The 18956-nt window shown below is 65.6% G+C and carries 10 protein-coding genes; 6 read left to right on the top strand and 4 right to left on the bottom strand.

Translation table 11 applies throughout. The features are described 5' to 3' along the window. Positions 1 to 318: 318 nt before the first annotated feature. From HNE05_RS17455 to putA, 4 genes are all read left to right on the top strand, one after another. The gene (locus tag HNE05_RS17455; RefSeq protein WP_173209694.1) at positions 319 to 3618 is read left to right on the top strand and encodes a transglutaminase family protein; all 3300 of its coding nucleotides are present in this window, start codon (positions 319 to 321) and stop codon (positions 3616 to 3618) included. 161 nt (positions 3619 to 3779) lie between these two features. Further along, positions 3780 to 6275 (top strand): circularly permuted type 2 ATP-grasp protein, encoded by a 2496-nt coding sequence (locus HNE05_RS17450; protein WP_173209693.1) that lies wholly within the window; start codon positions 3780 to 3782, stop codon positions 6273 to 6275. Continuing rightward, positions 6272 to 7192, top strand: coding sequence for a transglutaminase family protein (locus HNE05_RS17445; RefSeq protein WP_173209691.1), 921 nt, complete (start codon positions 6272 to 6274; stop codon positions 7190 to 7192). Before HNE05_RS17450 ends, HNE05_RS17445 begins: the two co-directional genes overlap by 4 nt. A gap of 453 nt (positions 7193 to 7645) precedes the next feature. Beyond that, a complete protein-coding gene (putA, locus tag HNE05_RS17440) occupies positions 7646 to 11584 on the top strand; it encodes a trifunctional transcriptional regulator/proline dehydrogenase/L-glutamate gamma-semialdehyde dehydrogenase (RefSeq protein ID WP_173209689.1) in 3939 nt (1312 codons plus the stop codon). 744 nt (positions 11585 to 12328) lie between these two features. Here putA and HNE05_RS17435 read toward each other — a convergent pair. The 3 genes from HNE05_RS17435 to HNE05_RS17425 form a co-directional block, all read right to left on the bottom strand. Then, positions 12329 to 13030: a Crp/Fnr family transcriptional regulator gene (locus HNE05_RS17435; protein WP_173209687.1), complete on the bottom strand. Its 702-nt coding sequence runs from the start codon at positions 13028 to 13030 to the stop codon at positions 12329 to 12331. Between the two features lie 586 nt (positions 13031 to 13616). Then, positions 13617 to 14144: an inorganic diphosphatase gene (ppa, locus tag HNE05_RS17430; RefSeq protein ID WP_173209685.1), complete on the bottom strand. Its 528-nt coding sequence runs from the start codon at positions 14142 to 14144 to the stop codon at positions 13617 to 13619. Positions 14145 to 14221: 77 nt separating this feature from the next. Then, positions 14222 to 15049, bottom strand: coding sequence for a M90 family metallopeptidase (locus tag HNE05_RS17425; protein WP_173209683.1), 828 nt, complete (start codon positions 15047 to 15049; stop codon positions 14222 to 14224). Positions 15050 to 15167: 118 nt separating this feature from the next. On the opposite strand from HNE05_RS17425, the gene HNE05_RS17420 reads away from it, so the two are divergent. Then, positions 15168 to 16718: a serine/threonine-protein kinase gene (locus HNE05_RS17420; protein WP_180889166.1), complete on the top strand. Its 1551-nt coding sequence runs from the start codon at positions 15168 to 15170 to the stop codon at positions 16716 to 16718. Positions 16719 to 16757: 39 nt separating this feature from the next. Here HNE05_RS17420 and HNE05_RS17415 read toward each other — a convergent pair whose 3' ends face one another. Further along, the gene (locus HNE05_RS17415; protein ID WP_173209678.1) at positions 16758 to 17213 is read right to left on the bottom strand and encodes a GNAT family N-acetyltransferase; all 456 of its coding nucleotides are present in this window, start codon (positions 17211 to 17213) and stop codon (positions 16758 to 16760) included. 925 nt (positions 17214 to 18138) lie between these two features. Between HNE05_RS17415 and HNE05_RS17410 the strand changes: the two genes are divergently transcribed. Further along, complete coding sequence (locus HNE05_RS17410; RefSeq protein ID WP_219637206.1) at positions 18139 to 18954, top strand: methyl-accepting chemotaxis protein; 816 nt, start codon at positions 18139 to 18141, stop codon at positions 18952 to 18954. The last annotated feature ends 2 nt before the right edge of the window (positions 18955 to 18956 follow it).

Raw genomic sequence — 18956 nt, 5'->3', positions numbered from 1 at the left:
TCTCCCGTAAACGGGAGAGGGGGGCGGTTCGTGCGCTGCGAAGCCTCTATAGTCGCCGACGCTCATCTTCGTCTCGGCGCGTAGCCCGGATGCAATCCGGGATCGGAGTGGGCTGCTTCCCGGATTGCATCCGGGCTACGGGGGCAGGTCCCCTCTCCCTCGACCCTGGCGCCTTTTCCGTGCAGCGCAGCGCCCGTCGTGCACTCGCCGCCCCGTTCTGGTGCTGCCGCCTGCCGGCAGCCCCCGGAAACCGCACTCAAGCCGCTGGCATAACTCTTGCGCAGCCCAGGTATCGCCCAGGCTCGCAGGAGGCCCGCCGTGTCGATTCATGTCGCACTGCACCATGTCACTCATTACCGCTACGACCGCCTGGTCAACCTCGGCCCGCAGATCGTCCGTCTGCGCCCGGCGCCGCACAGTCGCACGCGCATCCTCTCCTATGCCCTGAAAGTCGAACCGGGCGAGCACTTCATCAATTGGCAGCAGGACCCCCAGGGCAACTACCTGGCGCGTCTGGTGTTTCCGGAAAAGACCGACGAACTGAAGATCGCCGTCGACCTGGTCGCCGAGATGGCGGTGTTCAATCCCTTCGACTTCTTCCTCGAGCCCTACGCCGAGCAGATTCCCTTTAGCTACACCGCCGGAGAGCGTCGCGAGCTGGCGCCCTATCTGGTCAAGCTGCCGGCGGGCGCGCTGTTCGCCGACTACCTGGCCGGCGTCGAGCGCAAGCCGACCGCCAGCGTCGACTTTCTGGTGGCGCTGAACCAGAAGCTGTCGGCCGACATCGGCTACCTGATCCGCTTGGAACCGGGCGTGCAGACCCCCGAGGAAACCCTGGAGAAGGCCTCCGGCTCCTGCCGCGATTCGGCCTGGCTGCTGGTGCAGTTGTTCCGTCACCTGGGCCTGGCCGCGCGCTTCGTCTCCGGTTACCTGATCCAGCTCACCGCCGATGTGAAGGCCCTCGACGGCCCCAGCGGCACCGAAGTGGATTTCACCGATCTGCACGCCTGGTGCGAGGTGTACCTGCCCGGCGCCGGCTGGATCGGCCTCGACCCGACCAGTGGATTGTTCGCCGGCGAAGGCCACATTCCCCTGGCCTGCAGCCCCGAGCCGTCCTCGGCGGCGCCGATCACCGGGGCGGTGGACGACTGTGAGTGCGAGTTCGAGCACGAGATGCGCATCGAGCGGGTCTGGGAGGCGCCACGGGTAACCAAGCCCTACAGCGAGGAGCAGTGGCAGGCGATCGTCGACCTCGGCCAGCAGATCGATGCCGACCTTGAGCGCAATGACGTGCGCCTGACCATGGGCGGCGAGCCGACCTTCGTCGCCCTCGATTGCCCCGATGATGAAGAGTGGAACACCGCCGCCATGGGGCCGAACAAGCGGCGCCTGGCGGGCGAGCTGTTCCATCGTCTGCGTGAACATTACGCACCGCAGGCGCTGATGCACTTCGGCCAGGGCAAGTGGTACCCCGGCGAGCAGTTGCCGCGCTGGTCGCTGAACTGCTTCTGGCGCAAGGACGGCGAACCGATCTGGCAGGATGCGGCGCTGTACGCCGACGAAAGCCGTTACTACGGTGCGGACGCGCGCCTGGCCGGGCGCTTCCTGAATACTCTCGCCGGCCATCTGGGGTTGTGCGCCGAGCACGTCTTCCCGGCCTACGAGGACTGGCTCTATTACCTGTGGCGGGAGCGCCGGCTGCCGGCCAACGTCACCCCGGACGACCCGCGCCTGGCCGACCCGCTGGAGCGTGAGCGTCTGCGCAAGGTGTTCAACCGCGGCGTGGGCGAGGTGGTCGGGCATATCCTGCCGCTGGCACGCAGCGAGGACGGCGCGCACTGGCACAGCGGTCCCTGGTTCCTGCGCGATGAATACTGCCGGCTGATTCCCGGCGACTCGCCGCTGGGTTACCGCCTGCCGCTGGACTCGCAACCCTGGGTCAGCGAGTTCGACTACCCCTACGTGCAGCCGCAGGACCCCAACCAGACGTTCGCCCCGCTGCCCAAGCGCCAGCAGATCCAGCAGACCCTGCATCAGCCGCTGTACCCCAATAGCCGGCAGAAAATCCAGGAGCAGCGGGCGCCCGAGCCGTTCGAGTCGGCGCGTGAAGTGGTGCGTACCGCCCTCTGCGCCGAACCGCGCGATGGCCGGCTGTACCTGTTCATGCCGCCGCTGGCTGAGCTGGAGCATTACCTGGAGCTGGTCGCCGCCATCGAGGCCACGGCCGCCGAGCTGCGTTGCCCGGTGGTGATGGAGGGCTACGAGCCGCCCAGCGATCCGCGCCTGAGCTATTTCCGCGTCACCCCGGACCCCGGTGTGATCGAGGTCAACATCCATCCGGCGGCCAGTTGGGATGAGCTGGTCGAGCGCACCGAGTTTCTCTACGAGGCGGCGCGGCAGACCCGCCTGACCAGTGAGAAGTTCATGGTCGACGGCCGCCACACCGGCACCGGCGGCGGCAACCACTTTGTCCTCGGTGGCGCCACGCCGGGCGACTCGCCGTTCCTGCGTCGCCCGGACCTGCTGCGCAGCCTGATCAGCTACTGGCACAACCACCCGTCGCTGTCCTACCTGTTCAGCGGCCTGTTTGTCGGCCCGACCTCGCAGGCGCCGCGCGTCGACGAGGCGCGCAACGATGCCCTCTACGAGCTGGAGATTGCCTTTGCGCAGATGCCCGAGCCGGGTCAGGACTGCCCGCCCTGGCTGGTCGATCGCCTGCTGCGCAATCTGCTGGTGGATGTCACCGGCAACACCCACCGCGCCGAGTTCTGCATCGACAAGCTGTACTCGCCGGATACCGCCAGCGGCCGCCTCGGCCTGCTCGAACTGCGCGCCTTCGAGATGCCGCCCCATGCACGCATGAGCCTGGCTCAGCAGGTGCTGCTGCGCGGCCTGGTCGCGCGTTTCTGGGACGAGCCTTACCGCCCGGCCAAGCTGGCGCGCTGGGGTACCGAGCTGCACGACCGCTTCCTCCTGCCGCACTTCGTCGAGCAGGACTTCCACGACGTGCTGCACGAGCTGAATGCCTTTGGCTATCCCGCGCGCGCCGAATGGTTCGCCCCGCACTTCGAGTTCCGTTTCCCCAAGGTCGGCGACTACCAGGTCAAGGGCATCGACCTGGAACTGCGTCAGGCCCTGGAGCCCTGGCATGTGCTGGGCGAGGAGGGTGCGCCGGGCGGCACCGTGCGTTACGTGGATTCCTCGCTGGAGCGCCTGCAGGTGCGCCTAGACGGCCTGGCGCCGGATCGCTACGTGCTGACCTGCAACGGCGTGCCGGTGCCGCTGCGCGCCACCGGCAAGGTTGGCGAGTTCGTCGGCGGTGTGCGCTACCGTGCCTGGCAGCCACCGAACTGCCTGCAGCCGACCATTGGCGTGCATGCGCCGCTGGTGTTCGACCTGGTCGATACCTGGATGCAGCGCTCGCTGGGCGGTTGCCAGTACCATGTCGCCCATCCGGGCGGGCGCAACTATGCCAGCTTACCGGTCAACGCCTACGAGGCCGAGAGTCGGCGCCTGGCGCGCTTCTTCCGCCACGGCCACACTCCGGGTGAGCTGACGACTGCGCTGCCGATCAACAATAATGAACTGCCGATGACCCTGGACTTGCGCCGCGTTTAACCCCCTCGCCCGCAAGCGTGAGACGACTGCATGGATGCAGGAGCTAGAGCGACGCAGGAAGCCAAAGCCGAGGGTTGGAGAGCGGTGCCGACTGTTGCCCTCTCCCCCGGCCCCTCTCCCATGAATGGGAGAGGGGAGTCCCGTGCCTGATAGAGCCTGCCATGCCTGACCTGCTTGCCGACTACCCGCTCAACGATGCGGCCTACCATGAACTGCTCGACGCCAAGGGCGGCCTCCGCCCGCACTGGCGGCGGCTGTTCGAGCAGCTGCAGCGCAGCAGCCCGGCGCAGCTGCAGCAGCGCCAGGCCCTGCTGACCCGGCAGATCCAGGAAAACGGCGTGACCTACAACGTCTATGCCGACCCGGATGGCGCCGACCGCCCCTGGGAGCTGGACCTGCTGCCCAATGTGATCCCCGCCGAGGAATGGCAGACCATCGCCGCCGGCGTGGCTCAGCGTGCGACTCTGCTGAATGCCGTGCTGGCCGATCTGTATGGCCCGCAGCAACTGCTCAGCGACGGCCTGCTGCCGGCTGAGCTGGTGTTCGGCCACGACAACTTCCTCTGGCCGTGCCAGGGTATCCAGCCGCCTGGCGGCACCTTTCTGCATCTTTATGCGGTGGACCTGGCGCGGGCGCCGGATGGCCGCTGGTGGGTCACCGCCGACCGTACCCAGGCGCCTTCCGGTGCCGGCTATGCCCTGGAGAACCGGCAGATCATCTCGCGCGCCTTTCCCGAGCTGTACCGCGACCTGCGCGTGCAGTACCTGGCCGGCTTCTTCCGCACCCTGCAGGACACCCTGGCGCGCCAGGCGCCGGTGGACGGTGGTGAAACGCCGCTGGTGGTGCTGCTGACCCCGGGGCGCTTCAACGAAAGCTATTTCGAGCACCTCTATCTGGCCCGTCAGCTCGGCTATCCGCTGGTCGAAGGCAGCGACCTGACCGTGCGCGATGCCTGTGTCTACCTCAAGACCCTGGCCGGCCTGCGCCGCGTGCATGCCGTGCTGCGCCGCCTGGACGACGACTTCTGCGACCCGCTGGAGCTGCGCACCGACTCCGCCCTCGGCGTGCCCGGCCTGCTCGAGGCGGTGCGCCAGGGCAATGTGCTGGTGGCCAATGCCCTCGGCAGCGGCGTGCTGGAGTCGCCCGGTTTGCCCGGCTTCCTGCCGGCGATCAGCGCGAAGCTGCTCGGCGAGGAACTGCTGCTGCCGTCCATCGCCAGTTGGTGGTGCGGCGAACCGCCGGTGCTGGACGAGGCCCTGGAAAAGCTCGACGAATTGCTGGTGCGCCCCAGCTTCCCCTCGCAGAGTTTCGCCCCGCTGTTCGGTCGCGATCTGGATAGCGAGCAGCGCGCCGCCCTGGCCGAACGTCTCAAGGCGCGGCCCTATGCCTACGTGGCCCAGGCCCTGGCGCAGCTGTCGCAGGCGCCGGTCTGGCAAGGTGAGGAGGGCACGCTGGCGCCGCGAGCGATCGGCATGCGCGTATTCGCCGTGGCCAGCGCCGACGGCTATCGGGTGCTGCCCGGCGGCCTGACTCGGGTGGCGGCCGAGGCCGACGCCGAAGTGGTGTCGATGCAGCGTGGCGGGGCGAGCAAGGACACCTGGGTGCTCGGCGAACGCCACGCCGGTGGCGAGCCCTGGCAGTGGCTACGGCCGCTCGGCGTGGCCGACCTGGTGCGCAGCGACCCCTACCTGCCCTCAAGGGTGGTGGAAAACCTGTTCTGGTTCGGCCGCTACAGCTCGCGCTGCGAAGATGGCGCGCGCCTGCTGCGGATCATGCTGGCGCGCTACGTCGACGATGACGACGACCCGCAGGCCCTGCAGACCGCCCTGGCCCTGGGTGAAAGCCTGGGTCTGCTGCCCGGTGCTGCAGAGGGCTCGCTGGAGGAGCGTCTGCTGCAAGCCGTGCTCGGCGCCGACTGGCCGGCCAGCCTGCGCGCCAACCTGCAGCGCCTGCAGTGGGCGGCGGGCAGCGTGCGCGGCAAGCTGTCACGGGAGAACTGGCAGGCGCTGATCGAGCTGCAGCGCGAGGCCCAGGCCCTGGAAGCGCAGCAGGCCGATTTCGGCGAGCTGCTGGAATTCCTCAATCGCCTGCTGATGTCGCTGGCAGCGCTGTCCGGCTTCGCCCTCGACGACATGACCCGCGACGACGGCTGGCGCTTCCTCATGCTCGGTCGCTGCATCGAGCGCCTGCAGTTCCTCGCCGAGAGCATCGCCGAGTTCCTCCGCAGCCTGGCCGTGCATGACCAGTCCGCGCTGGAGTGGCTGCTGGAGCTGGGCAACAGCAGCATCACCTACCGCACCCGCTACCTGGCCTCGGCGCAGCTGATCCCGGTGCTCGACCTGCTCCTGCTCGACGAGCAGAATCCGCATGCCGTGTTGTTCCAGCTGCGCACCCTGCTGCGCTCGCTGGAGCGCCTGCAGCACAGTTTCGGCTTCAGTGCCGACAGTCGCCTGGTCGAGCTGGAGCAGAAGCTGGCCGGCTTCAACCTGGCCAGCCTGGAGAATCCGCTGTTCGGCCAGTCCGGGGTGCGTGCCGTGCTCGGCGGTCTGGCCGATCTGCTGCTGCAGATAGTCGGTGCGGCCGGACAGGTTTCCGATCAGCTCGGCCTGCGCTTCTTCGTGCATGTCGATGCCAGCCGCGGGACCCAGTCGTCATGAGCCCGAGCAGCGCCCACTACCAGATTCTCCACGACACCCATTACCGCTATTCGGCGCCGGTGTCCCTGGCCCAGCAACTGGCGCACCTGTGGCCGCGCGACTGCCCCTGGCAACGTTGCCTGGAGCGCCACCTGACCATTACTCCGTACCCGACGCGGCGTCTGGATGGCCTCGATGTGTTCGGCAACCCGCTGACCCGTCTGGCCTTCGAGCACCCGCACGCCGAGCTGCGGGTGATCGCCTGCCTGCGCGTCGAGGTGCAGGCCCGCGCAGCGCTGGATCTGGAGGACTCGCCGGCCTGGGAAGCGGCCTGCGCGGCGCTCGGCTACTCCGGCCAGGCCTTGCCTGGTGAGCGGCTGGAGGCCATGCGCTACCGCTTCCAGTCACCCTATGTGCACCTCAAACAGGCCTTCGTCGCCTTCGCCGCCGACTGCTTCCCGCCGGGGCGGCCACTGCTGCTGGCGGTGCGCGCGCTGATGCAGAAGATCTTCGACGAATTCACCTTCGACGGCGAAGCTACCCAGGTGGCGACACCGTTGCTGCAGGTGCTGGAAGAGCGCCGCGGCGTGTGCCAGGACTTCGCCCACCTGATGCTGGCCTGCCTGCGCTCGCACGGTCTGGCCGCGCGCTATGTCAGTGGCTACCTGCTGACCCAGCCGCCGCCCGGTCAGCCGCGGCTGATCGGCGCCGACGCCTCGCACGCCTGGGTTTCGGTGTACTGCCCGCGCCACGGCTGGGTGGACTTCGATCCGACCAACAACCTGCTGCCGGCGCTGGAACACATCACCCTCGGCTGGGGCCGCGATTTCGCCGATGTTTCACCGCTGCGCGGAGTGATTCTCGGCGGCGGCAGCCACGACCCGGAGGTGCAGGTGACAGTAACGCCGCTGCACGAGTTGCACGGCGCCACGGCCTAAGTCGCGGCTTGCGGCTTTTCTGGCCGCCGCTGATGGCTCCTGCGTAGGGCGCACCCTGCGCGGCGCTGAGGGCGCTCGATCCATCCCTTGACTGAATCCCTGCACTGCCTGCGGTGCGCCTGCCGACGCCGGTCGGGGCTACTTGCCCAATACCCGTCGCGGGGCTATGCCATACAGGTGGGCGCAACCCATTGGCCGGTGAATTCCCCGGAGCAGTGCGCTACCAGTTGCAGGTGGGTGCAACCGGCTCGTGGCACGGTTCGCCTGTCATATGGCAGGTGCGGGGTGCTGGGTTGCACTCCTGCAGGTCTTTATTCCAGAGGGCTCTGGTTGTTTGGTGGGCGTTGTGACCAATTAGTCTAAAGTGCGGTTGCACAAGGTTGCACCTTTGTTTGTTTGGGGGTTACTCTTTCGCCACGCGCCAGCAGCGCACTACCCCAGATAGGAAAACCAATGGCCACCACTACCCTTGGCGTAAAACTCGACGACGCCACCCGCGAGCGTCTCAAGCAAGCTGCCCAATCCCTCGACCGCACCCCGCACTGGCTGATCAAGCAGGCGATCTTCAACTATCTGGAGCAGGTCGAAGGTGGTCTGACCCCGGCCGAGCATTCCGGCCTGGCCGCTGCGGCCGGTGAAGAGTCTGTCGACGCGCTGAGCGAGCAGGGCCTGCAGGTTTTCCTCGATTTCGCCGAAAGCATCCTGCCGCAGTCGGTGCTGCGCGCCGCCATCACCTCCGCCTATCGCCGCCCGGAAACCGAGGCGCTGCCGATGCTGCTGGAGCAGGCGCGACTGCCGAAAGAGCAGGCCGACGCGACCCAGAAGATGGCCCTCGGCATCGCCGAGAAGCTGCGCAACCAGAAGACCGCCAGCGGCCGTCAGGGCCTGGTGCAGGGCCTGCTGCAGGAGTTCTCGCTGTCGTCCCAGGAAGGTGTGGCGCTGATGTGCCTGGCCGAAGCGCTGCTGCGCATTCCGGACAAGGCCACCCGTGACGCGCTGATCCGCGACAAGATCGCCAACGGCAACTGGAGCCAGCATCTCGGCCAGAGCGCGTCGATGTTCGTCAACGCGGCGAGCTGGGGTCTGCTGATCACCGGCAAGCTGGTCGCCACCCATAACGAAGCTGGCCTGTCGTCCTCGCTCAATCGCCTGATCGGCAAGAGCGGCGAGCCGGTGATCCGCAAGGGCGTGGACATGGCCATGCGCTTGATGGGCGAGCAGTTCGTCACCGGCGAAACCATCGGCGAGGCCCTGGCCAACGCCAACAGCATGGAAAGCAAAGGCTTCCGCTACTCCTACGACATGCTCGGCGAAGCCGCGCTGACCGAGGCAGACGCCAAGCGTTACCTGGCTTCCTACGAGCAGGCTATCCACGCCATCGGCAAGGCCTCCCACGGCCGTGGCATCTACGAAGGTCCGGGCATCTCGATCAAACTCTCGGCCCTGCATCCGCGCTACAGCCGCGCCCAGTACGACCGCGTGATGGACGAGCTGTACCCGATCCTGCTGGGCCTGACCAAGCTGGCCAAGCAGTACGACATCGGCCTGAATATCGACGCCGAAGAAGCCGACCGCCTGGAAATCTCCCTCGATCTGCTCGAGCGCCTGTGCTTCGCCCCGGAGCTGGCCGGCTGGAACGGTATCGGCTTCGTCATCCAGGCCTACCAGAAGCGCTGCCCGTATGTGATCGACTACGTCATCGACCTGGCCAAGCGCAGCCGTCACCGCCTGATGATCCGCCTGGTGAAAGGCGCCTACTGGGACAGCGAAATCAAGCTGGCCCAGGTCAACGGCCTGGAAGGCTACCCGGTGTACACCCGCAAGCCGTATACCGATATTTCCTACATCGCCTGTGCGCGCAAGCTGCTGGCCGTGCCGGAAGCCATCTACCCGCAATTCGCCACCCACAACGCCCACTCGCTGTCGGCCATCTACCAGATCGCCGGGCAGAACTACTACCCCGGCCAGTACGAGTTCCAGTGCCTGCATGGCATGGGCGAGCCGCTGTACGAGCAAGTGGTGGGCAAGGTCGCCGACGGCAAGTTCAACCGTCCGTGCCGCATCTACGCACCCGTAGGCAGTCATGAAACGCTGCTCGCCTACCTGGTCCGTCGCCTGCTGGAAAACGGCGCCAACACCTCGTTCGTCAACCGCATCGCCGACCACAGCATCTCGCTGAAGGAACTGGTGCTCGACCCGGTCGAGCAGGTCGAGCAGATGGCCGCCCAGGAAGGCGCCGTCGGCCTGCCACACCCGCGCATCCCGCTGCCGCGTGATCTGTATGGCAGCGCCCGCGCCAACTCCAGCGGCATCGACCTGGCCAACGAGCACCGTCTGGGTTCGTTGTCCTCGGCGCTGCTGTCCTCCACCAACACCACTTATGTGGCCCAGCCGATGCTTGGCGGCGATGCGCCCAACCCCGGCCCGGCCGAGCCGGTGCGCAACCCGGCCGATCACCGCGACCTGGTCGGCCATGTGCATGAAGCCAGCGAAGCCGATGTGAAGAGCGCGATCCTCTGCGCTCAGGCCAGCGGGCAGATCTGGCAGTCGACCCTGCCGGCCGAGCGTGCCGCCGTACTGGATCGTGCCGCCGACCAGATGGAGGCGGAAATCCAGCAACTGATGGGTCTGCTGGTGCGCGAGTCGGGCAAGACCTTCGCCAACGCCATCGCCGAAGTGCGCGAGGCGGTGGACTTCCTGCGCTACTACGCGGCGCAGGCGCGGGAGCATTTCAGCAACGACAACTACCGCCCGCTGGGGCCGGTGGTGTGCATCAGCCCGTGGAACTTCCCGCTGGCGATCTTCAGCGGTCAGGTAGCCGCGGCCCTGGCTGCCGGCAACACCGTGCTGGCCAAGCCGGCCGAGCAGACCCCGCTGATCGCCGCCCAGGCCGTGCGCATTCTTCTCGAAGCCGGCGTGCCGGCCGGTGCCGTGCAGCTGCTGCCGGGCCGTGGCGAGACCGTCGGTGCGCGCCTGGTGGGTGACGAGCGCGTGCGTGGGGTGATGTTCACCGGCTCCACCGAGGTCGCCGGCATCCTCCAGCGCAATATCGCCGGGCGCCTCGACGCCCAGGGCCGCACCATCCCGCTGATCGCCGAGACCGGTGGCCTCAACGCGATGATCGTCGACTCTTCGGCACTGGCCGAACAGGTGGTGGTCGACGTGGTCAACTCCGCCTTCGACAGCGCCGGCCAGCGCTGCTCGGCCCTGCGCGTGCTGTGCGTGCAGGAAGATGTGGCCGACCGCGTGATCGAGATGCTCAAGGGCGCCATGGCCGAATACCGCATGGGCTCGCCGGAGCGCCTGCGCACCGACATCGGTCCGGTGATCGATGGCGAAGCCAAGGGCAATATCGAGCAGCACATCGAGAAGATGCGCGAGAAGGGCCGCAAGGTGTTCCAGAGTGCCCGCGCCAGCGGCGACGAGATCAAGCGCGGCACCTTCGTCATGCCGACCCTGATCGAGCTGGACAGCTTCGCCGAGATGCAGCGCGAGATCTTCGGCCCGGTACTGCACCTGGTGCGCTACCAGCGCAGTGACCTCGGCAACCTGCTGCAGCAGATCAACGACAGCGGCTACGGCCTGACCCTCGGCGTGCATACGCGCATCGACGAGACCATCGCCCAGGTGGTGGACAACGCCCACGTCGGCAACCTGTACGTGAACCGCAACATCGTTGGTGCCGTGGTCGGCGTGCAGCCGTTCGGCGGCGAAGGCCTGTCCGGCACTGGCCCGAAAGCCGGCGGCCCGCTGTACCTCTATCGCCTGCTGTCGACCCGGCCGCAGGACGCGGTGGCCGAGCAACTCAAGGGCGACAATGTGCAGCCGCTGCCACGTCCGGCCGAGCAGGAGAAAGCCCTGCACGCGCTGAACGAGTGGGCCGGCAAGCACGACCAGGCATTGGCCGCACTGTGCGCCCAGTACGCCGGGCTGGCGCAGAGCTACACCTGCCACGTGCTGAATGGCCCGACCGGCGAGCGCAACACCTACAGCCTGCTGCCGCGTGAGCGCGTGCTGGGCCTGGCCGAGGAGCGCGGCGACCTGCTCGCGCAACTGGCCGCGACCCTGGCCGTGGGCAGCCGCGCACTGTGGCTGGAAAGCCAGCGCGAGCTGTTCGCCAGCCTGCCGAAAGAGGTGCAGAAACGCATCGGTTTGGTGGCCGACTGGACCAGCGTGGACGCCGAGTTCGACGCCATCCTGCATCACGGTGATTCCGACCAGCTGCGCGAGGTTAGCCAACAGGCGGCCCAGCGCAAGGGCGCGATCATCGGCGTGCACGGCCTGAACAAGGGCGAAACGGATATCCCGCTGGAGCGCCTGCTGATCGAGCATGCCTTGAGCGTGAACACTGCGGCGGCCGGCGGTAACGCCAGCCTGATGACCATCGGCTAAGTCGTTGGCTGATGGCGGTGGAAAATGCTCCGCAGTTTTCCACCCTACTCGGACGTGACTGCCGTGTAGGGTGGATAACGCTCTGCTTATCCACCGTTGCCGTTGCCCGGCAAGCAGCCGGATGACGTCACGGAAAGTGGGTCGAAAGGTTGCCGATGCATGCTGTAACGGATTTGCCGCAGCGGACAGGGTTCTGCTCGCTGCGTTGCTACAAGCGGCTGACCGCCGTTTTCAGGTGCTTGCTGAAGGTATCTGAACGGATGTGCGACCAGCCCGGCTGGTCGCCCGCCACACTTGGCGCACCTGCCCAGGGGGCTTACCCGCCCGGCGTCGAGTGATTTCCCTTCTGGCGGCTTGCCGCCACCCGCGCCGACCTACCCGGTTGGCGCACCAACGGGGTTATCCATCCCGTTATTTTTTGCGGAAACGGCCTGCCCAGATGCAGGCCGTTTTCGTTTGTCTGTGGTTACTTGGGCGGCGGTCTGCGAAGCATCGCTCCGGCGCTGTCAACACTGTGCGGAGGCGCCCTGGAGTGCAGCCGATCTACGTGGTGCTCAGCGCTCAGCTGGAAAAGAACAAAGCGGCCGGCGCAGCTTTCGAGCAGGAGGTTACGGGGGCTTTTTCGATGGCTCTCGGACCGCTTCGGTTGCAGTGTGTCGACGGGGCTCCGAGAAAAACGCCAGCCGGGTTGAATCCACAGCCGAAAGCAGTCACTCGACACCTGCATCAGTAAGGGCGATCAGTTTAGGGCAGTAGTCGATCCGTTTCCTTCTTGACCACGGCATAGCACTCGCAGCTCAGCTGTTCGAGTTTGGGCCGATCTAACACGCAGATATGCCCGCGGCAGTATTCGATGACACCCTGTCGTTGCAGCTTGCGGGCAGCTTCAGTGATCCCTTCGCGACGTACACCCAGGTTGTTGGCGATCAGCTCCTGGGTCATGTTCAGCTGGTTGCTGGGCACCCGGTCGAGTGACAGCAAGAGCCACCGGCACAACTGTTGCCCGATCGAGTGGTGGCGATTGCACACCGCCGTTTGCGACGTCTGGGTGATCAGCGCTTGGGTGTACCGCATTATCAACTTCAGCAGCTCACCGTGGCGATTGAACTCTTCCTTGAAGCGCGGCCCAGGTAAGCGATAGGCATAGCCACCGCTTTGTACAACCGCCTGGCCGGGCATGCTTTCGCCGCTCATGCACAATTCGATGCCGATCACTCCTTCGTTACCGACTACCGAGATTTCAGTCGAAGCACCACTCTCCGTCATATAGAGCATCGAGATGATGGCGTCGGTCGGGAAGTAGACATGGTGTACCGCATCACCCGACTCATAGATGACTTCTCCCAAGGGCAGCTCTACGCATTCCAGGTGTTGGAACAGGCGCCCTTGAGCGTCCTTGGACAGGGCCGACAACAGGATATTTTGCTGGGGAATGTACGTTGTCATTTCGGTATCTCCCTTTTTGAATTCAGGGTGGATCCGTCATCAGCGACCCAAATATTGAGGCTGATAAGGCAATGAAGATGGCCGAGCAGACAAAGGTCTAAACAGCGTCATCGACAACCGTATGACTAGGTGGGGGGATAAGTCGCAGGCAGTAGTGGTTAGGGCGACAATCGCATCCAAGGCAGCACGCTAGGTCACAGGATGTTGGTGTTGTGCTTGCGATGAAATGTTCCCCAAAACCGACGGATGACCATTTCCCGGATGCCGTGATCAGTACTGTTGCGCAGTGCCTTGATCTGCTCGTGATTGCGCCGCGCCCCGCATACTGGTGTTGCAGCAGTTCGCGAGCGTTGGCCGGCAGCTCATTTTTCCGGGCCCCCGAATAGCGCTGCTTGGCTACGTCCTTACTGCGCTCGCACTCATTGAATCCCACAGTTTGGTGGTGGATTTTACGGATGCGCTTAGGCTGTCTTGGGGTGGATAGTAGGTCTTGAGGCCTGTATTTTCTGGGTTTGCAGATGTTTTTGGATTTCTTCGGGCAATAAAAAGGCCGGCTTGTGGCCGGCCTTCAGGGGGTGGTATTGGCTTATTTTTGGTAAGCCGCAACCGCCTTCAGAATTGCAGCACGGGCTTCGTCAGCGTTGCCCCAGCCTTCGACCTTGACCCATTTGCCTTTCTCGAGATCCTTGTAGTTCTCGAAGAAGTGCTTGATCTGCTCGATCAGCAGCGGCGGCAGGTCGGTGTATTCCTGTACGTCTTTGTAGATGACGCTCAGCTTGTCGTGCGGTACGGCGATCAGCTTGGCGTCGCCGCCGGCTTCGTCGGTCATGTTCAGCACGCCAACCGGACGGCAGCGGATGACCGAGCCCGGGGCGACCGGATACGGGGTCACGACCAGCACGTCGAGCGGGTCGCCGTCGTCGGCCAGGGTGTGCGGGATGAAACCGTAGTTGGCCGGGTAGAACATCGGGGTGGCCATGAAGCGATCGACGAACAGGCAGTCGGTGTCGTGATCGATTTCGTATTTGATCGGCGCGTGGTTGGCCGGAATCTCGATGGCGACGTAGATGTCGTTCGGCACGTCTTTGCCGGCCGGGACTTTGCTGTAGCTCATGGTGGACACCCCAGGGTTGGGCCAAAAAAGTGGCGGGATTATAGGCAGATTCTCCCGGCGTTACTACGCCCAGTTGCTCAGCCTTTGGTCGGGGATTGGTTTTCCCGATAGTCCGGGTGGCCGGTCTGCAGCTGCTGCAGGCGGGTCAGCGGGTCCTGACGGTAGAAGGCCTGGAGTTGCGCGTAGACCGCTGGGAAGGCCTCGGCCAGCAGATCCGGGGCGCTGAAGAAGTATTCGCTGGTGACGGCGAAGAACTCCGCCGGATTTTCCGCGGCATAGGGGTCGATGGCGGTTGGCGCGTGCGGATCGGCATCGAGAATGGCGTTCATCTGCTCGTAGGCGGCCTGCATGGCGGCCGCCCAGGCGTCAACGCGCATGCTGCGGTGCAGCGGTGGCAGGCCGTTGGCGTCGCCGTTGAGCATGTCCAGCTTGTGCGCCAGCTCGTGGATCACCAGGTTGTAGCCGTCCCAACCGCCGCTGGCCTGCACGCCGGGCCAGGCGAGGATCACCGGGCCGCGGTGCCAGGCCTCGCCGCTGTGTTCGGCATCCCATTCATGCTCCACGCCGCTGGCGTCGCGGTGGCGCTGCGGGCTGACGAAGTCATCCGGGTACAGCACGATCTCGTGGAAACCCTGATACCAGTCGAGGTCAGCCAGGTGCAGCAGCGGCAGTTCGGCCAGGGCGGCGAGGGTCAGGCGATCCACCAGGCTCAGCTCGACGCCGGGCAGGGCGCTGAGGTGCTTGTGGTGGAGGAACAGTACGGCGCGACGGAACAGGCGCTGCTCCTCGGCTTCGCTGAGCCCGTCGAGCAAGGCCAGGCGCTGGCGTACCTGCTGCCAGTGCTGGGTGGTGTAGGGCGCTCGCGCGAGGATGCGGCGCTGGCGCCAGGCACGAAATGACCACATGGATAAGGCTTCGCGAGCTGGGGGCGACCACCTTATGCAGCCTGCACGACAGCTGCAAGTCGGCGCTCGGCACAAAGGCTGCAAAGCAACAGGATCAGCCTGGCGGTGGAGCGGCGCGATGTCGTTGCAGTGGATAGAACAGCCAATCGCTGGCCTGGCGCTGGGCCAGGGCATCGACCTGCCCGGTCAGGCCGCGCGCTGCCGGGCGGCCTGGATCAGCACTCGCCAGGGCGATGCGCCGCTGTTGCTGGTTGCACTGCTCTGGGCTCGCCAGTGCGCGGATGTGGTGCAGGTTCTCGAGGAGCAGCTCGACGCGCTGTTCGCCGACTTCCTTTGCACTCCGCAGGGCTGGAGTGATACCCAGGCTGCCCGCCAGGTGCTGTCCGCGCTCAACCTGCGCCTGTTTCGTCAGCGCCAGGCGCATGCGTCGCCCGCCGAGCTGAGTGCCGGACTATTGCTGGTGCAGGCGGGCGAGGTGCACTTCCTGCAGGCCGGCAATATCGGGCTGTTGCGTTATCAGCAAGGCGTCTTGCAGAGCTTGGTCGGGCGTGCGGAACAGTATCTCGGGGTGCAGGCCGAACTGGCGCTGGTGCAGCATCACTTGCCGAGTGAAGCGGGCACGGCCTTGCTCCTGGGGCCGCAGCAGCTGTTCGAGGTGGCGGATCTGCAGGCGTTCCGCTCCGCTTGTACAGACTTGCCGGGCAACGCCGTAAGCGCGGCGCTGTCACCGCTGCTGCAGGCGCCGGGTGCGGCGGTATTGTTGCTGCCGGAAGCCCTGCCCGCAGCGATGTCGCATGGGGACTGGCAGCCGCTGCCGTGCGTGGCCCAGGCGCGGGTCGGCATGCGTCTGGATGGCTGGCTGCTGCGGGCCGAATGTCCCTATGGGCCCGCCGGGCGAGTGTTCCAGGCGTGCGCAGAGGATGGCCGTGAGGCGCTGTTGTGGTTGGCGGCGACTGAGGCCGATGAGGCCTTCTGGCAGCGCGAGTGGGTGTTGCGCCGCAGCAGCCTGGCGGCATTGCCTCAGGTCGTGTCGCCCCGCCAGCCGCGCCGCTTTTCCTATCTGTTGTTGGAGCCGCCGGCCCCGGACATGTGCAGCCTGAGCGAGTGGCGGAGCGCACGCGGCAATCTGGATGCGGCCACGCTGCTGCCCCTGCTCGGGCAACTGATCGATGCCGTGCGCGCGTTGCAACGCCGCGGCATGCAGGGCTTGTGGTTGAGCCCGCGGCAGATTCTGCTCAACGAGCAGGGTCGCTTGCTGCTATTACCGGAGCTGGCGGCGATCCTTCCAGGTGTGCCGCGCCAGCTGCTGCCGGCCGAGGCCTTGCCCCTGGCGCCGGAAATGCGCGCTGCGCAGGCAGTGGATGGGCGGGCCGACCAGTTCGCCGTGGCGGCGCTGGCGTACTGGCTGCTCTGTGGGCAATGGCCGGAAGCGGCACGCGCGGCGGTCAATGGCGGCAGTCGCTATGTGCCGCTGGCGCGCCTGCTCGAGACGGTGCCGCAGGGCTGGGATGGTGTGCTCGCCCGCGCGCTGGCGCCCCAGGCAGGGCGGCGTTACGAGGCGTTGTCGGAGTTGCAGTTCAACCTGCAGCAGTTGTTCGAGCAGGCTGCCGGCGCGCGGCGTGCAACGGGCTGGCTGGGACGCTGGCGGCGCTTGTGGCGCCGGCGCTGAGTGAAGCGGCCCCCAGCCTTGCGCTGGGGGCTGTGCGGCTCAGTCTTCGTCGAGGGGCAGGACGAAGTTCTTGAACTCGGTGTCTTCGCGAAAACCGATCGACTGGTAGGTCTTGTGCGCAGTATCGAAGTTGACGCTGGAGGCGACACGCATGCGCACGGCGTTGGTGCTCTTGGCCATCTGCTTGGCTGTCTGCAGCAGGCGGTCGGCGACCAGCATGCGGCGGGCGTCCTCGGCGACGAAGATGTCGTTGAGGATCCACACGCGCTTGAGCGACAGCGAGGAGAAGCTGGGGAACAGCTGGCAGTAGCCAAGCGCCCTGTCCTCGTCGTCGGCCAGGGCCAGGTAGATCACCGACTCCTTGCGGGTGAGACGGTTCTCCAGGAACTTGCGCGACGAGTCCGGCAGCGGCAGCTCGCCATAGAACTCACGGTACTTGATGAACAACGGGGTCAGCAGGTCCAGGTGCTCCAGGGTGGCTTGGACGATGCGCATAGCGGGCCTCGGCTTTTGTGGAGTGGCGTGGCTGGCAATGCAGATGCTGTGCCAGTGGTCAGACTTGATCCTGCCTAATGCAACTGGAAAGCGCAATCCAAGCAAACGTTTGATTTAACTCGGCTTGCCCCGCAGAAGGTCGGCGGGCGCTGTTTGCAGCACTTTCCAGGCTGGGCCGCTCGCTCTCGTCCTTGAGGTTGACTGCGCAGTGCAGGCGACGATCAACACTGCGCCTCAGGTACAGCAAACGGTGGGCGCGCGGTGCTCTAGCTGAGGCTTGCTAGGTCTCCGTTGAAGAGGTCGTCGTGGCAAGCGTTTGTCAGGCCTGCACAGGGAGCGTAGGTGAAAAAGGGCCATGGCCCCGCCTTGCTCCTGGATACCGCCGAGCGCTGCGCTCGGATCTAAGCTCTGGAGATGCGTGTGGGCAGACTCCCGTGCCGCTGCACATCTCGGCATCCCTTGCCATACTCTGTCCCGCAGCCGCCCATGCCTGCGAACAGCTGGGGCTGTCTTAGCCGGCATAAGCCGACGAGCGGCCCCTCGCGGGCATGGTTGTGAGTGGCGGAGTGATCGAATAATCGAGTAGAAATGCTGGCAGATTGCCATTTTGCTCATGGCTTTTGCCTGTGCCAAGGGATAGGCTCGGATAAAAGATTTTTGGCGCCAGTTTTGGCGTCACGACATGTCACCGTTCAAGTTTGTCTGCCAAGAGCAGATATCTAACGGTAGAGGTGCCAGCCAGACCCCGTTGCGACAAGCGCGTTGAACAAGTGTTCAGGGTGCAGGACACAGGTGGTACAGGGGCGATGTCAGGCTGGGGTGGTCGGCGGTTTCTTGCGCCGAACGTGACTGAATGCATTTGTCGAGATCATCTATGTCGTTGTCGCTCAGCGCTCCCTGCTTCTGCCTCCAGCCATTGAACAACATGGTTGGCACCCTTGCCGTTACCGGCTCCAGCGTCACGGGGGAGAGTTCCCCGTTCGGTGTGATCACCCTGGTTTTGCTATTGCTGGTCGCTGGCGTCGGCTTCTGGTTGCTGCGGGCCAAGCATGCGCGGGCGCTGGAAACCTTGCAGCAGGCCCTGGCCGACAGCGAAGCGCAACGCCGCAACATGCTGCTGCCTGAGGTGCTCGAGCAGCATCAGCAGCAGAGCCGCGAAGAACTCGATGCACTCCGGCAAACCCTGGCGCAGAGCCAGCAGCAGGCCCAGCAGGAGCTCTATGCCCTGCAGCAGGAGTCCGAGCACACCCGCCAGGCGCTGGAGCAGGAAATCGGTCAGATGCGGGGCGCGCGCCAGGTCATCCTGCAAGAGATGGCCGGCAAGATGGTGCAAATTGAAACCGCGGTGCAGGAGTTGCTGGATATCACCGCGACCATCGATCGCTGGCATGAAGGCATGAACGGCATCATGGTGCACAACAAGATCATGCAGAAACAGATCGGCGACTTTAAGGGCATCGTCGGCCAGATCGCCATTCTGTCGCTCAATGCGGCTATCGAGGCGGCACGCGCGGGTGAGTCCGGGCGTGGCTTTGCGGTGGTTGCCGACGAGGTGCGCAAGCTCTCGACCAGCGCCGAAACGCTTAACGAAGACTACCGCACCAACCTGAACAAGAACGCCCTGATCGCCACCCTGGCGTTTCAGGATGTGCAGGCCGGCGGCAATATGATCGTCACCGCCATTCATGGCGTGCAGAGCCGGATCAGCAGCCTCGGGCAGACCCTGGAAGGTGCCAACTAAGC

This window comes from Pseudomonas campi (assembly GCF_013200955.2).
GTDB lineage: Bacteria > Pseudomonadota > Gammaproteobacteria > Pseudomonadales > Pseudomonadaceae > Aquipseudomonas > Aquipseudomonas campi.
The sequence above is the reverse complement of the archived record's forward strand: the minus strand, read 5'-3'. Positions and strand labels throughout refer to the sequence as shown.

Coding starts and splice junctions, on each gene's coding strand:
- HNE05_RS17450 (WP_173209693.1), top strand. CDS start 3,780: ATGCCTGACCTGCTTGCCGACTACCCGCTCAACGATGCGGCCTACCAT.
- HNE05_RS17445 (WP_173209691.1), top strand. CDS start 6,272: ATGAGCCCGAGCAGCGCCCACTACCAGATTCTCCACGACACCCATTAC.
- putA (WP_173209689.1), top strand. CDS start 7,646: ATGGCCACCACTACCCTTGGCGTAAAACTCGACGACGCCACCCGCGAG.
- HNE05_RS17435 (WP_173209687.1), bottom strand. CDS start 13,030: ATGACAACGTACATTCCCCAGCAAAATATCCTGTTGTCGGCCCTGTCC.
- ppa (WP_173209685.1), bottom strand. CDS start 14,144: ATGAGCTACAGCAAAGTCCCGGCCGGCAAAGACGTGCCGAACGACATC.
- HNE05_RS17425 (WP_173209683.1), bottom strand. CDS start 15,049: ATGTGGTCATTTCGTGCCTGGCGCCAGCGCCGCATCCTCGCGCGAGCG.
- HNE05_RS17420 (WP_180889166.1), top strand. CDS start 15,168: ATGTCGTTGCAGTGGATAGAACAGCCAATCGCTGGCCTGGCGCTGGGC.
- HNE05_RS17415 (WP_173209678.1), bottom strand. CDS start 17,213: ATGCGCATCGTCCAAGCCACCCTGGAGCACCTGGACCTGCTGACCCCG.
- HNE05_RS17410 (WP_219637206.1), top strand. CDS start 18,139: ATGGTTGGCACCCTTGCCGTTACCGGCTCCAGCGTCACGGGGGAGAGT.